This window comes from Oligella sp. HMSC09E12 (genome assembly GCF_001808505.1).
Taxonomy (GTDB): Bacteria; Pseudomonadota; Gammaproteobacteria; order Burkholderiales; family Burkholderiaceae_B; genus Oligella; species Oligella urethralis.
In genome coordinates, this window is record NZ_KV793613.1 from 19,168 (window position 1) to 34,122 (window position 14,955).

Consider the following 14,955-nt stretch of genomic DNA (forward strand, 5'->3'; position numbering starts at 1 on the left):
AACAATTAAAGCACTGCATTAGTCTGCAGCCTAACGTATAATTTTGCATATGGACAACAAAAAAAGCTTTGACCCTGCATTAATTCTTGCGACTGGCCAGCAAACCGTATTTGCCGAAGCCGAGGCGCTGACTCAGCTTGGACAGCGCTTGGGTGATGACTTTGTTGCCGCAGCACAATTAATCCTCGCTTGTCAGGGGCGTGTGGTGGTGATGGGAATTGGTAAGTCCGGCCATATTGGTCGCAAAATCGCCGCCACTCTTGCTTCTACCGGTACGCCCGCGTTTTTTGTCCATTCCGCAGAGGCTCTGCATGGCGATCTGGGCATGGTGACTGGCAGTGATATTGTGTTGGCTATCTCTTATTCAGGGCAAAGCATTGAGCTCTCCACTAGCTTACCCGTGGTCAAGCGCTTAGGCACTAAAATTATTGCCATTTCCGGTGACGCTCAGTCGGATTTAGCCAAGCTGGCCGATGTCTATTTAGACGGTGCCATTGAGCGCGAGGCCTGTCCTTTAAATCTTGCCCCGACTAATAGCACCACCGTCGCCCTGGCGCTAGGTGATGCCTTGGCGATTGCGTGTTTACAAGCTAGAGAGTTTGGGGCAGCGGATTTTGCCTTATCGCACCCAGGCGGAGCCCTTGGTAGACGTTTACTCACGCATGTGCAGGATGTGATGCGCAGCGGCGAGGATTTGCCGATCATCACGCCCGAGTACCTGCTGCCCGAGGCCTTGGCGGTAATGAGCGCCAAGCATCTTGGCATGACGATTATTATCGATAATCAGCGCAAGCCCATCGGCATTTTTACGGATGGTGACTTACGCCGTTTAATTTCCCGTGAGGGTGATATACGCAATTTAACAATCCAGGATGTGATGAGCCATCATCCTAAAACCATTCATTTTAAGGCCCTAGCGGTTGATGCGGCCTCATTGATGGAACAAAACAAATTAAGCCAAATCATTGTGATTGACGATGATGGCGCTTTAGTGGGCGCACTTAATATGCATGATTTAATGAGCGCCAAAGTCATTTAATCCATCACTCACGATAAAGATAGTCTTATGAAAAAACCTCATATCCCCCACCCGGTCGAATCCTTAGTTCTTTCTAAAATACCCGCTGCGGTCAAAGAGCGCGCCAGCCTGATCGAGTTAGTGATTTTTGATGTGGATGGCGTACTAACCGATGGTGGCTTGTACTATACAGCCAATGGCGAAAGTCAAAAGCGCTTTCATGCGCTAGACGGGCACGGTCTTAAAATGCTTAAGCAAAGCGGTATTGAAGTTGCGCTTATGACGGGTCGTCAAAGTGAAATCACCACCCGCCGTAGCGCCGAATTGGGTATCACGCATTTACTACAAAATGTCCGCAACAAGGCAGAGGCCTTAGTTGAGCTCAGCAAGACCCTAGCTATCGAGTTAGAGCGGGTGGCCTTTATCGGTGATGATGTGATCGATCTCCCAGCCATGCGTCGCGTCGGACTCGCCTTATCGGTACCAAATGCGCCCGTCTATGTACAACAAGCTGCCGATTGGGTCAGTCAATTAGCCGGTGGTCATGGTGCTGCGCGCGAGCATTGCGATATGATTCTGGCGAGTCAAGGTCTACTCGGACCGCTTCTCACCCATGAGCATCCGATAATCGGTGAAGTCATTCAATAAATGCTGCTTCAGGACTCCCTATGAAAGATCGTCTACCGGCCATCATCGCTTGCTTTATCCTGCTGGGACTGATTGCTATCACATGGTGGGCAGCGGATTATGCTGAGCGTGCCTTTCCAGTAGAGACTCAGGTTGCCGAGAGTCGTGAGCCGGATGCTTGGTCTGGTAGCTTTACCATGCTCCAGGCCGATGCCGATGCTTTGCCGGTCACCCGCTTGGACGGTTCAGAAATGCGACATTATCCGCATAACGGCGCCTACGAGATTAGTAAGCCTCAGCTTATCAGTCAGCGGCCCGATTCACCACGCGTTATTGCCTCTTCTAACACTGCTTGGGCTTATAATAATGTATCGCTCATCCATATGCTGGGCAAAGGGCATGTACATCGTTTTCCTACCGCTGACAGCAAGGCATTAGACATCACCAGCGAAAAGCTCATCGTTCACCCGGATGAGGATATCATTGAAACCGATGAACCGGCGATCGTGATTCAGGGTGATTCTCGCTTAGTAGGTGAGGGAATGAAATACAATAATAACACCAGAAAACTGGAGGTATATGCCAATAGCGGCGTACGTATTGCGCCTAAGGATATGCCTAACTCTAACAGCAACTCAAATTAAAGAGGCCTATGAACACTTTCTCCGCCTTAGCACTTAGCCTTAGCGTCTTACTCAGTTCCTATGCCTACGCTCAAACAGAGCAGGCGCAAGAGCCCGAGACCCTGGTGTTGTCTGATACCTTAAATTATGATGATCTCTCTAAAACCACCCAATTCAGTGGTAATGTGATCCTCACCCGCGGTCTCTTTAGACTTAGCTCCGACCAGCTAAATATTGTCGAAGATGCCGAGGGCTTTAGACACGGCAAAGCCACCATGACTTCTTCTAAACTTGTGGAACTACTGGAAGAGGATTTAGAAAACTACGAGCTAATTCGAGCGATCGGCTCACGCGCTGAGTATAACGGCAAGACTGAGGTAGTCACCATGATTGGGCAGGCTGTTGTCACCCGCTATGTATGCGGTCAACCGGTGGATACGGTACGGGGCGAACGGGTGGTTTATGATAGCAAAAATAAAACCTATGCCGCTCAAGGCGGTCCCCAAAGCCCCGAACCTGGTCGCGTGCGCTCACTGGTACAGCCTCGTAGTAAGGCTGATCGTGCAGTCGAAGCATGTCGTAGCAAGTACCAGGGCAAACCCATGCCCTCCAGCATTCAAACTCCCGATATCTAAAAAGCACTATGCCTGAGACAGAAATACTGAGCAAGCAAAACACAGCCAGTAGTAAAGCCTTCAATCTACTGCAAGTCACCGGCTTACGTAAGGTCTATGGTAAGCGAGCGGTGGTACAAGATGTGTCAATGACCGTACGCAGCGGTGAGGTGGTGGGTTTACTTGGACCTAACGGCGCCGGTAAAACCACCAGCTTTTATATGATTGTTGGCCTGATTCCAGCTGATTTTGGTCGCATTGAGGTAGACGGTAAAGAAATCACCGCCTATCCCATTCATCAACGCGCTAAACTAGGTTTATCCTATTTACCCCAGGATGCCTCGGTTTTTAGACGTTTAACGGTTGAACAAAATATTCAGGCAGTGTTAGAGTTGCAGTATGATAAGACTACGGCTAAGCGCTTTACTCGAGCACAGATTAAGGAAAAATTAGAGCAGCTGCTGGATGAGTTACAGATTCAACATATACGCAGCAATACAGCTATGTCGCTGTCCGGGGGTGAACGTCGTCGAGTAGAAATTGCTCGCGCCCTTGCTACGCAACCACGCTTTATCCTGCTGGACGAGCCCTTTGCCGGCGTCGATCCCATTGCCGTGATTGAGATTCAGCGCATTATCCGCTTCTTAAAAGAGCGTCAAATCGGCGTTTTAATCACCGACCATAATGTACGAGAAACCTTAGGCATTTGTGACCGCGCCTATATCATTAGTGAGGGTAAGGTGCTAACAAGCGGCACCCCGAGCGAGGTCATTCAGAACCCGGATGTGCGTAAGGTCTATCTGGGTGAGCACTTTAAAATGTAAGCACCGACATGATAAAAGCCCACTGATTCCTGATGGAAAAAGTGGGCTTTTTTGCTTTTGCTATGGTGCTTGCAGCGCTCGAGTTAATGGCTACTTAAAGCGCTCGCAGCTATCGACCTTTAAACCAGATAATTTACTTTAAAAATAAACTATTCATGCGTTTCACAAAAGCGGCAGGATCGGCGATCTGCGCCCCCTCTGATAACATGGCCTGATCTAACAACACACTAGCCCAATCGGCAAAATCCTCATCGCTAGCGGCTTCAATACGCTTAATCAAGGCATGCTCTGGGTTAATTTCCAAAGTCGGTTTGACATTAGGCACCTCTTGACCAGCCGCTTTTAACATACTGACCAAGTGCGGGCTTAATTCATGCTGACCAACAACCACGCAAGCCGGTGAATCGACTAGGCGCCAAGACACTTTAACCTCTTTAATTTGTTCACCAAGGGCCTGCTCCAGTCTTTCAACTAAAGGCTTGAATTCTTCACTCACCGCCTCTTGACGTTTTTTCTCATCCTCATCGGCAAGCGCATCTAAATCCAAAGCACCTTTGGAAACCGAGACTAGCTTTTTGCCCTCAAACTCCGTCCAGAAAGAGACCATCCATTCATCAACCCGCTCAGACATGAGCAAGACCTCAATGCCTTTTTTACGGAAAATCTCTAAATGAGGACTACTCTTAACGGCCGCAAAACTATCGGCAGTCACATAATAAATGGCATCCTGCCCCTCTTTCATACGTGACACATAATCCGCCAAGCTAACCTCTTGGGCATCCGAATTATCGTGCGTTGAAGCAAAGCGCAATAACTTCGCAATGCGCTCCTGATTACCACGATCCTCACCGATACCCTCTTTTAGCACTTGACCAAACTCACTCCAAAAAGCTTTATAATCCTCTGGGCGATTTTCTGCTAAATCCTCTAGTAAAGACAAGACGCTACGCGTCGAACCATCACGAATGGCTTTGACATCACGACTTTCTTGCAGAATTTCACGAGAGACGTTTAAGGGCAAGTCGGAGGAATCAATCACCCCACGCACAAAACGTAAGTACATCGGCAATAACTGCTCTGCGTCATCCATAATAAAGACACGCTTCACGTACAACTTCACGCCATGTTTAGCATCACGATCCCAAAGATCAAAAGACACTCGCTTAGGAATATAGAGTAGCTGTGTGTACTCATTACGACCCTCAACACGGCGGTGGGTCCAGGCTAAGGGATCCTCAAAGTCATGGCTAATATGCTTATAAAATTCCGCATATTGCTCATCACTGATCTCATTACGATTACGCGTCCACAGCGCACTCGCTTGGTTAATGGTTTCCCATTCGCCACGCTTGGTGGTTTCGCCCGTTTCCTGATCGTAATTTTCCTGCTCCATTTGTACGGCAATGGAAATATGATCAGAATAGCGCTGCATAATGCTGCGTAGCTTCCAACTATTTAAAAACTCTTCAGCATCTTCTTTTAAGAATAAAATAATATCCGTACCACGACTGTCTTTACTAATGGGCTTGATACTGAATTCACCCTCGCCCCGTGACTGCCACTCGACCGCCTCATCCGCAGCCAAACCGGCACGGCGGGTACGTACTACCACCTCATCGGCCACAATAAAGGAAGAATAAAAACCTACCCCGAATTGACCGATCAATTGCGTATCTTTTTGCTGGTCACCGGTGAGTTTAGAAAAGAACTCCTTGGTGCCTGAACGAGCAATAGTACCGAGGTTATTAATCACCTCTTCCTCGCTCATACCAATCCCATTATCACTAATGGTAATGGTTTTTAGCTCCGGGTCGAAACTGACGCGAATGCGCAATTCACTGTCATCTGCCAGCAATTGTGGATTAGCAATGGCCTCAAAACGCAATTTATCACAAGCATCAGAGGCATTAGACACCAACTCTCTTAAAAAAATCTCTTTATTGGAATAGAGGGAATGAATCATCAACTGCAAAAGCTGCTTGACCTCGGTCTGAAAACCCATGGTGCGTGCTTCAGCGCCTTGATTCTGACTTTGATTCGTCTGATCTACCATTATTTAAATCCTATTATTTTTAACCATAAAGTCTATGGTGTTATTAGCTGAGGACTGAATCGACAATTTCAAGAGCAAAAGGCACTACAAAGCCCTATGTTTTACAAGCAGTGATTGAAAAGTTTAATCCTAAATCAAGTTAGCACCACCTAATGTAGCTTTAGTTAATATAGATAAATAGCACACAACGCTTTGCTGGCTATTTTTTAAACGCTAATAGGCGTTAATACGGAAAAGGGCTTATTCATGCCAAGGTAAACGCAATGAATAAGCCCTCCGACGATTAAATTGAGGCCCCTGCCTAAGCCTTATTATAAGCCTTGTCTAAGGCCATACCGCGCTTCCAAAAGGCCTGATACTCCGAATCTGGCATCAAACTACCGCCGGTGGCCCAAACAATATGATTGGCTTGGTGCATGTACTCCTGAAGACCATGCTGTTGCAGATACTGCTGTCCTTCAGCGGTATCGAAAATAGCTTGAGGTCCACTCAGCGAGGCGGCAGCCGAGGGCTCTATTTGAATCCCCTCCTGCGCTTTTAGCAGATACAGATTGCGCAGTAAATTATCCTCACCAATCACCACCACACCCGATAAACGTGGACGCATTTCCTTAACCGCTAATTGGGATGCCACTGGTACGGCTAAGCCATCCGCCTCCGTTTGATTCTGTTGTCCAACATCATAAATACTGATGCCCGGCTGATCAAGGTGCTGTAACTGCACCGCAAAGCAAGAAGAGTCCTCAGGCTCCACAAAAAACACATGCACATGGTCGCCGAACTCCTCCTTTAGGCCATAGGCAATACCACCTGGTGCGCCCCCAACACCACAAGGAATATACACAAACAGCGGGTGCGCTGCATTCACTGTGAGCTGTAGTTGCTCCAATTGTGCCTTTAAGCGGCGACCGGCAACGGCATAACCGCAAAATAAAGAAATCGAATGCTCATCATCCACGAAATGATTAAAGGCATCTGCTAGCGCCTCCGTTCGCCCGACCTCCACCGCTTGGCTGTAGTCGCCAGCATGCTCAATGACTTGCGCCCCTCGCTCACGAAGACGCTGCTTTTTCCACTCCTTGGCTTCAGTTGACATATGGACAGTAGCTTGCATCCCCAATGCAGCCGCCATAATCCCCACACTCATGCCAAGGTTGCCGGTGGAGCCTACCGTCACCTGATACTTAGCCAAAACCTCTAGGGCGCGTTCGGACAACAAATCGATAACGGAGTTATTTGGCATCAAACAGTACTTCTCACTTAATTCATCAACAATCTCCAAGACCTCATGAATACCACCGCGCGCCTTCACCGAACCGGCCACCGCCAAGGCATGGTCGCCCTTTAGCCAAAAGCGTCCACCCTTGGCGGCATAGGCGCTATAGTGAGTCAAGGGCAACAGCTCTGACTCAATGATACCCTGCGATTTTTCCAATTCTGGAAATAAATAGGCCAACAATGGCGCAAAGCGCTCCAAACGCTCAGCCGCACTCTGCACCATGGTGCTAGTGATATTATTGGTCGGATAATGAGCGCTTACGCTCTGCAACTCATTATTCAGCACAAGATTAATACTCATGCGCAAATCGCTCATGAAATTACCTCTAAAGATAGATACCATTAATTAACAATAACCAGCTGTTATGATACGTCAGCCCAAGGGCTCTAAAAAGCAGTATTTATACTAGCGAAGATGATGGAAGATTGAAAAGCGTGGAGAGTCGGCAGCTAACCATAGCTGCCTAAGCCATTGATAGCTTAGAGGGATTTGTGGTGCCCGGGGCCGGACTTGAACCGGCACGCCTTGCGGCGGGGGATTTTGAGTCCCCTGCGTCTACCAATTTCACCACCCGGGCATTTGACTGAAAACACTAGAACGTTTCTCGTAGGGAAGTAGAAAATTATATTCCTTTTTTATAAATATATCTACTCATCTTTTAAGAAAAAGACAAAATTCTGCGCCTTCCAAACAATTCGTCTACATATTGCTACCAAAAGTATTGATTTAATCGCCCTCTCACACCATATAATAGCCTGTCACTTGAGAATTGCTGCACGCACCTCATGACTTCGTTTAGAACTCTTTTTTCAAATCAAGGATACGCTAGGATGCCCACCCACGTCACTCCCATTGATGCGCTGGCCAAAGCCTTAGCCAGTCAACTTCACCCAAAAATGCTGATGGCGGTACTGATGCCATTTGGCGTGACCGTGCTTAGCTTAGTTTTATTATTAATTGTTGCCTGGAACCCTTTGGATAACTGGTTTATCGCCAGTGCCAACAAATGGAGTTGGTTTAGCAGCTTTACCTCGCTCTGGGGCATGAGTACCTTGAGCGACTGGCTAAGTGCTTTAATTGCCTTTATTGCCTTGTCAGCCATTAGCTTAGTGATTGGCTTAGCCGTTGCTGCAGTTGCTGTGACGCCGCTAGCAGTCAGTTTACTCGCAAAGACGCATTATCAAGACCTGGAAAAGCGCGGTAAATTTATCGATTCACGCAGTATCTTTAATGCGATCAAAGTCGGTGTGATCTCTGTGGTGGGTTGGTTAGTCACCCTACCACTGTGGCTAATCCCCTTTGCATCCATTGTATTAAGTGTTTTTTGGACCGCTTATGCCTTTTCCCAAATTGCCAAAGTCGATGCCATCACCGAGCACGCCTCACCCGCCGAGCGCACATTTATTCTAAAAAAATATCATAAAGGCTTTTGGATTATCGGCTTGGTTTGCGGTTTACTCTGCCTCATTCCCTTTATGGGTTTAGTGATGCCAGTCTATGCAATTTTGGCCTGTACCCACTACGGTTTGAGTGCGCTCAGAGAATTACGCCAAGGTGCGATTGATATTGACAGCCACTTTAGCGCAGATGCCTCAGCGCGTATTACTAGCAATAAAAATAAGGCTTAACTAGCCCTGAGTGCCCTGCCAAGTCGGTGCGTCGACACGAATATCAAAGATTTCCAAAAGTCGCGCATTGGTGTGAGCTACCATTTCCTCAATGGAGCTAGGATGATGATAAAAGGCAGGCAGTGGTGGATAAATAATGCCGCCCATCTCGGTGACTGCCGTCATATTACGTAAATGGGCTAGATTAAAGGGCGTTTCACGTACCACCAAGACCAGCTTACGACGCTCCTTAAGATGCACATCGGCGGTACGGGTAATCAGATTATCCGATAAGCCAATGGCACACGAGGCCAAGGTATGCATGGTACAAGGTAAAATCAGCATACCATCAGTCTTAAAACCACCGCTGGCAAGGGTTGCACCAATATCTTTGAAATGATAGCAATGATCTGCCATGGCATAGAGCTCATGACGATCCATGCCCATTTCATACTTTAAATTCACAACACCAGAGGAAGACACCACTAAGTGCGTTTCTACCTCCGGTATTTGCTGGAGCGTCTGCAGCATACGCACCGCATAAATCGCGCCCGTTGCTCCAGTCACCCCAATGACTAATCGCTTTTTCATGAAAACTAGTCGGCAGTTGCACCTGAGGCGTCAAGTAGCTCTTTAAGCTCACCACTGCTTTGCATCTCTTCCATAATATCGGAACCACCAATAAACTCACCCTTAACATAAAGTTGAGGAATGGTCGGCCAGTTAGAGTAGACCTTGATCTCTTCACGCACTTCCTGATCATCAAGCACGTTAACCGTCACTAATTTGCGCACACCCAAATCGCGTAAAATGCTGACCGCCTTGGCCGAGAAACCGCACTGAGGGAACTGAGCAGATCCCTTCATAAACAAGACCACTGGGTGTTCTTTAACAGTTTCATCAATAAAGGTACGAACATCTGTACTCATCATACTTCCTTAATTAAAATTCGTTACTAATCGCTTGCACACTGTGCAATAACTGCCTGGATACTAAGCGTCTATTTTAGCTTAATTCGGGTCTTAACAACACGATACACCCGAACTTTATAGGGCTTGACCTAGGTTTAAGCGGCGGACTCCCAGAGCCCACCGCTAATTCTTTCGATACCCGCCAAATCTTGCAGGCTTTGCACCTGCTTAAAGCCTTGTTGAGTTAGTAACGACTTCACCGACGCCGCCTGCTCCCAACCATGCTCTAGCCAAAGTGCGGTTGGTAGCGCTTGATTTGGCGCCGAGCTTTTTAAAAACCGCGGCGCCTCAGCCACTAAACGCCGGATCAAACGCAAACCATCGGCATTGTCAGTTAAGGCCATTAGCGGCTCAAAACGCACATCACCCTGCTGCAAATGGGGATCGTCACGATCAATATAAGGCGGATTTGAGACGATTAAATCAAAGCCATTGTCTGAGGAGTTGAATGCCTCAAACAAATCACTTTGTAGCAGCTCAATGTCTACCTGCAACTTATGCGCATTGTCTCGGGCTACAGCCAAAGCCTCCGCACTCAGATCCAGAGCCCATACCTCAGCCTCTGGAAAATAATGCTTAATACTAATCGCGATAATGCCGCTGCCAGTACCAATATCCAAGACGCGCGGACGCTTTAGACCCTGAGCCTTTAATGCCTCTAAAAAGGCGATGGCCTGTTCCACCAACAGCTCCGTTTCTGGGCGCGGTATCAGCACTGCGGGTGTAACTTTAAAACTTAAGCTCATAAACTCGCGCTGAGCAATTAGATAGGCTAAGGGCTCACCTTCCAAACGACGCTCAAACAGCGCCTGCAACTGCGCTTTGTGCTCAGTACTCAGTATTTCATCATCATGACTGATAAACCAGGCGCGTGGCTTATCCAACACAAACTCCAACAGCATTCTGCGCTCTAACAAGGGCAACTGCGGGAGCGCCAACACATCTCTAATACGATGACAATCCTGTAGACTCTTAGTCATGGCTTAAAGCAGCCAGCAATTCTGCTTGTCGCTCTGCCATTAAAGCACCGGTGAGCTCATCTAAAGAGCCGTCCATAATTTGCTGTAATTTATATAGGGTCAAGTTAATACGGTGATCTGTCACGCGCCCTTGTGGGTAGTTATAGGTACGTATACGCTCAGAGCGATCACCGCTACCGACTAAGCTTTTACGTTCAGCTGCCTCAGCCGCCTCTCTTTCCTGGCGTTGAATATCATTAATACGCGCCGCCAATACACTCATGGCTTGAGCCTTATTTTTGTGTTGGGAACGGTCATCCTGACATTCTGCAACAATACCGGTAGGGATATGGGTAATACGCACGGCCGAGTCGGTTTTATTGACGTGCTGACCACCTGCACCACTGGCACGGAAGGTATCAATACGCAAATCCGCTGGATTGAGCACCACTTCGGCTAATTCATCCGCTTCTGGCAGAATGGCGACAGTACACGCCGAAGTATGCACACGTCCCTGCGACTCCGTTTCGGGCACACGCTGCACACGGTGCGCACCGGACTCATACTTCAAGCGACCATAAGCACCCTCACCATCAATTCTAGCGATCACCTCACGGTAACCACCTAATTCAGAAGGCGCCTCAGAAATCAACTCGACACGCCAGCCCTTTTCCTCGGCATAACGTGTATACATTCTTAATAAATCGCCGGAAAAAAGCGCACTCTCATCACCGCCAGTACCCGCACGAATTTCCAAAAACACGCTGCGACTGTCATCCGGATCTTTAGGCAACAGCTCAAGCTGTAACTCGTCTTCAAGCGCTGTCAATTTCTCTTTTAGTAAATGATATTCCTCCTCACCCATTTCTTTAAGCTCGGGATCTTTCATCATTTCTTGCGCCGCTGATAAATCCGCTTCGGCACCTTCATATTCATTAAAAAGCTGCACCACGGGATCGATTTCCGCACGCTCGCGTGAGAGCTTGCGAAAATTATCCATATCATTCACAGCTTCAGGCTCAGATAACATCGCATCTAACTCGATTAAACGGTGAGACAATTGCTCTAAGCGAGATCGCATTGAGTCTTTCATAATTAAAATTCTATCTAGGAAGAAGGTTGAAATATAGGGTAAAAACACTCGCCTACGCAGTATCGGCGAGCAAAGCAGATAACAAGGAGCCTAGCTAATGCTGCTCTGAATCAAAGGGAAATAACTGCGGCACGATATTTAGTAGCTCTTGACGCTGCACACCCTCGGAACGGTTAAGCTGCGACATCGGCGCATGCAGATACTTCTGCGTGAGATTGCGCGCTAAGTACTCAAGCACCGCTTCGGGATCCTCACCTCTGGCCAACAGTCGACGCGCCTTTGCCAGCTCCGCTTGACGTAAGCTCTCAGCATGATGATTTAAGTCCTGAATCACCGGCACCACCAGACGGCGTGACTCCATCCATTGCATAAAATTCAAGACGCGGGCATCAATAATGGCCTCGGCCTGCCCAACTGCACGCTGACGCGAATCCTGACCCATTTGTACGTAGCGGCCTAAGTCATCAACCGTGTATAAGTAAATATTATCCAGCTGAGCGACCTCCGGCTCCACATCACGTGGCACCGCTAAATCAACCATCACAACCGGCTTAGAACGACGCTTGCGACTAAGCTTTTGTACCATACCCAAGCCTAAAATAGGTAGGGTGGAGGCGGTACAGGTCACGACCACATCAAATTTATGTAACTGCTCTGGCAACTCAGACAACTTCATGGTGCCACCATTAAAACGGGAGGCTAGTAGCTGTCCACGCTCAGGCGTACGGTTAGCCACGGTGATGGAGCGAGGATTAGCACCAGAAAAATGTGCGGCACAAAGCTCAATCATCTCACCGGCACCGATAAACAGCACATCGCTATTTTTGAGATCTCCAAAAACCCGCTCTGATAAGCGCACCGCCGCTGCCGCAAATGAAATCGACTGCGCCCCGATGGCGGTATTGGTACGCACTTCCTTAGCGACCGAAAAGGTCCGTTGAAACAACTGATGGAGGGTAGAGCCAAGGGTACCTGCCTCATCTGCTGTACGTACTGCAGTTTTTAATTGACCGAGAATTTGCGCCTCGCCCAAAACCATCGAGTCCAAGCCACTAGCCACACGAAAAGCGTGACGCACCGCCTTATCCTGATCCAATTGATAAATATAGGGTCTTAACTCATCGTCTTTTAATGAGTTAAACTCAGCCAACCATGCTGGAATATCAGCCGCAATCGATTGATCGGCCGCACAGTAAATCTCGGTGCGATTACAGGTTGAGAGAATAGCCGCTTCTTTGACCGAATTACCAAAAATCGAACGCAAACCATGTAAGGCCGGTAATACAACATCACCAGCCATCGACACTCGCTCCCGAATATCAACCGGGGCAGAGTGATGGTTAACGCCAAATGTTAAAACATCGGTGGACATATCGACTCAAAACTAGGTAATAAAAACTAAGACGCACGCCAGACTGCACCGGTTAAGCCCTTAATTCGCAAAGAAAAAACTATCGACAATTCTTATTTATAAGGCTATATTATATGCCCCTTAGCTATTTTTCACAAACTGAAATGATTGATTGCGACTTTCTATTTGCAATCTTGGCAACGCATGGTAAAAACTCAGCCGCAACTCAAACAGGCGCTGTCAAAAAACAACAACTCAGCAGGCTTTAGATCATTAATTGAGTATTTTTAATCAATTTTCAATAAAGTCTTCACATTTACCCAATCTTTGTATATAATAACTTTTTTGTTGGCCAGGTAGCTCAGTCGGTAGAGCAGAGGATTGAAAATCCTTGTGTCGGCGGTTCGATTCCGCCCCAGGCCACCAGAGATTCTTTAAACTCGCTAGCTTTAAGGGTTAGCGAGTTTTTTATTGCCATAATGCTACAATCGCCCCCTACAGTGGCACACAGCTCAAATACCAGCATAACTCACGCTCACTTTCATCAAGCGCTTTTCCTCGCTACAGCAGTTCACGCCACTACTGTGCTAAGCTGAATCATAACACCTACCTACACACACCACCTAAGCCAAGGCCGTCACAAGCCCAGCAACTATCACCTATGAAAGCTTTAGAACTCCTGCTACCATCACCCCTTATCGCCTTTTTAAGCGCACTACTTATGTACTTTGTGGCCAAACCGTTACCCATTATTAATATCACTTGGCAAGCAAAGTTAAACATTAGCACTTTACTGATGCTGCTTGCTTTAACTATCGGTCTAAGTGCCATTATCGCTTTTGTTCGTCACAAAACCACAGCCAATCCAAAACGCCCGAGTGCGAGCACTAAATTGGTTATGACAGGTATTTATCGTTATAGTCGTAATCCCATGTATCTAGCCATATTATGTTTACTTTTAGCTTGGGCCGTTTATTTACAAAGCCTATTTGCAAGCATCGGGATTATCTTCTACTTGCTCTATATAACGCGATTTCAGATTATGCCTTAAGAGCGTGTGTTAGGAAGCAAATTTAAGGCTGAGTTTAGCGCCTATAAACAGCAGGTACGGCGTTGGTTATAACCCCTTGAATTAGTTCCAAACCACCCCATCTCTAAAAAAGGAGCCCCAACATCGCCTGCTTGATAGCAAGAAGCTGCCTAGTGCAGTATGATTGAGTATTCAAGCACTCTCAACACATTCCAAAGCGTATTTATATGTCCAAATTCACCAAGCTCGTCCAATCAACCGTAGCGCGAAGTCGTCAATCAACGCCGCTAGATAAAGAAAAGCTCTCCATTGAGGAATTACAGCTACTTAGAATCCGCGACGAATGCTATGAAATGGTTAATACCAGCTCATTCTTTTCAGGTGCGGTGGCGGCGGTACCGATCCCCGGCATGGATATTGCAACAGACGTCAGTATTTTGATGAATCTACTGCCCAAAATTAATAAGAAATTCGGTTTATCCGCTGAGCAAGTAGAAGCCTTAGACCCGCAATTAAAGCAAATGACCCTAATTGCCATTACCAAAATCGGCACCAGCTTAATCGGCAAATACATTACGCGCGAAGCGGTGGTTAAATCCGTAACTACCGCTGGTGCTAAAATTGCCGCTACCAGCACAGCCAAAACCGGCTTTAAATTTGTGCCCTTTTTAGGCCCTGTCCTATCTGGTGGCATTAGTTATGCAGCGATGCGGATTGTTGGCCGAGCCCATGTCAATGATTGTTATCAAGTCGCCCTTGAAGTGCTTCAGCAAAAACAAAAGCTTGCTAACTTAGACACGACGAAGTAACTCATCAAACATAAGAAAAGCGCCGCTTCTCACATGAGAATGGCGCTTTTTAAGTTGACCGGCTGCGCGACAAGCCCTGCCGTTCAGGGCGGGGAAG

General features: G+C 47.5%; 15 protein-coding genes and 2 tRNA genes. 9 read left to right on the top strand and 8 right to left on the bottom strand.

Annotated features, from left to right (window positions below; genetic code table 11):
* Positions 1–49 precede the first annotated feature (49 nt).
* Genes HMPREF3179_RS10050 through lptB form a run of 5 tightly spaced genes read left to right on the top strand, consistent with a single transcriptional unit; the run spans position 50 to position 3,706 of the window.
* Positions 50–1,039, top strand: coding sequence for a KpsF/GutQ family sugar-phosphate isomerase (locus tag HMPREF3179_RS10050; protein WP_070471029.1), 990 nt, complete (start codon positions 50–52; stop codon positions 1,037–1,039).
* Positions 1,040–1,066: 27 nt separating this feature from the next.
* The gene (locus HMPREF3179_RS10055) at positions 1,067–1,666 is read left to right on the top strand and encodes a KdsC family phosphatase (protein WP_070471031.1); all 600 of its coding nucleotides are present in this window, start codon (positions 1,067–1,069) and stop codon (positions 1,664–1,666) included.
* Between the two features lie 20 nt (positions 1,667–1,686).
* On the top strand, positions 1,687–2,289 hold the full coding sequence (gene lptC / locus HMPREF3179_RS10060) for an LPS export ABC transporter periplasmic protein LptC (RefSeq protein WP_070471033.1): 603 nt from the start codon (positions 1,687–1,689) through the stop codon (positions 2,287–2,289).
* A gap of 8 nt (positions 2,290–2,297) precedes the next feature.
* Positions 2,298–2,903: a lipopolysaccharide transport periplasmic protein LptA gene (lptA, locus tag HMPREF3179_RS10065; RefSeq protein ID WP_018025887.1), complete on the top strand. Its 606-nt coding sequence runs from the start codon at positions 2,298–2,300 to the stop codon at positions 2,901–2,903.
* 8 nt (positions 2,904–2,911) lie between these two features.
* On the top strand, positions 2,912–3,706 hold the full coding sequence (gene lptB / locus HMPREF3179_RS10070) for an LPS export ABC transporter ATP-binding protein (protein ID WP_018025888.1): 795 nt from the start codon (positions 2,912–2,914) through the stop codon (positions 3,704–3,706).
* A 133-nt stretch (positions 3,707–3,839) separates the two neighbouring features.
* On the opposite strand, the gene htpG is transcribed toward lptB, so the two are convergent.
* The 3 genes from htpG to HMPREF3179_RS10085 form a co-directional block, all read right to left on the bottom strand.
* Positions 3,840–5,759 (bottom strand): molecular chaperone HtpG, encoded by a 1,920-nt coding sequence (gene htpG / locus HMPREF3179_RS10075; RefSeq protein WP_070471035.1) that lies wholly within the window; start codon positions 5,757–5,759, stop codon positions 3,840–3,842.
* 301 nt (positions 5,760–6,060) lie between these two features.
* Positions 6,061–7,338, bottom strand: coding sequence for a D-serine ammonia-lyase (locus HMPREF3179_RS10080; protein WP_246824445.1), 1,278 nt, complete (start codon positions 7,336–7,338; stop codon positions 6,061–6,063).
* Positions 7,339–7,530: 192 nt separating this feature from the next.
* A tRNA-Leu gene (locus HMPREF3179_RS10085) sits at positions 7,531–7,615 on the bottom strand.
* Positions 7,616–7,868: 253 nt separating this feature from the next.
* On the opposite strand from HMPREF3179_RS10085, the gene HMPREF3179_RS10090 reads away from it, so the two are divergent.
* Entirely contained in the window at positions 7,869–8,666 is a 798-nt protein-coding gene (locus HMPREF3179_RS10090) for an EI24 domain-containing protein (RefSeq protein WP_070471038.1), read from the top strand.
* Here the strand turns inward: HMPREF3179_RS10090 and HMPREF3179_RS10095 are convergent, their stop codons facing one another.
* The 5 genes from HMPREF3179_RS10095 to hemA form a co-directional block, all read right to left on the bottom strand.
* Complete coding sequence (locus HMPREF3179_RS10095) at positions 8,667–9,236, bottom strand: UbiX family flavin prenyltransferase (RefSeq protein WP_018025892.1); 570 nt, start codon at positions 9,234–9,236, stop codon at positions 8,667–8,669.
* Positions 9,237–9,241: 5 nt separating this feature from the next.
* Positions 9,242–9,574 (bottom strand): Grx4 family monothiol glutaredoxin, encoded by a 333-nt coding sequence (grxD, locus tag HMPREF3179_RS10100; RefSeq protein ID WP_018025893.1) that lies wholly within the window; start codon positions 9,572–9,574, stop codon positions 9,242–9,244.
* A 137-nt stretch (positions 9,575–9,711) separates the two neighbouring features.
* Positions 9,712–10,596: a peptide chain release factor N(5)-glutamine methyltransferase gene (gene prmC, locus HMPREF3179_RS10105; RefSeq protein ID WP_070471040.1), complete on the bottom strand. Its 885-nt coding sequence runs from the start codon at positions 10,594–10,596 to the stop codon at positions 9,712–9,714.
* A complete protein-coding gene (prfA, locus tag HMPREF3179_RS10110; protein ID WP_018025895.1) occupies positions 10,589–11,668 on the bottom strand; it encodes a peptide chain release factor 1 in 1,080 nt (359 codons plus the stop codon). Before prfA ends, prmC begins: the two co-directional genes overlap by 8 nt.
* Positions 11,669–11,762: 94 nt before the next feature.
* A complete protein-coding gene (gene hemA / locus HMPREF3179_RS10115) occupies positions 11,763–13,040 on the bottom strand; it encodes a glutamyl-tRNA reductase (RefSeq protein WP_026156774.1) in 1,278 nt (425 codons plus the stop codon).
* A 329-nt stretch (positions 13,041–13,369) separates the two neighbouring features.
* Between hemA and HMPREF3179_RS10120 the strand changes: the two genes are divergently transcribed.
* The 3 genes from HMPREF3179_RS10120 to HMPREF3179_RS10130 all read left to right on the top strand — a co-directional run bounded on the left by HMPREF3179_RS10120 (position 13,370) and on the right by HMPREF3179_RS10130 (position 14,858).
* Positions 13,370–13,445, top strand: a tRNA-Phe gene (locus HMPREF3179_RS10120).
* 235 nt (positions 13,446–13,680) lie between these two features.
* On the top strand, positions 13,681–14,070 hold the full coding sequence (locus HMPREF3179_RS10125) for a methyltransferase family protein (protein WP_246824446.1): 390 nt from the start codon (positions 13,681–13,683) through the stop codon (positions 14,068–14,070).
* Between the two features lie 206 nt (positions 14,071–14,276).
* Positions 14,277–14,858, top strand: a complete 582-nt coding sequence (locus HMPREF3179_RS10130) for a hypothetical protein (RefSeq protein WP_083290751.1) — start codon at positions 14,277–14,279, stop codon at positions 14,856–14,858.
* Positions 14,859–14,955 lie beyond the last annotated feature (97 nt).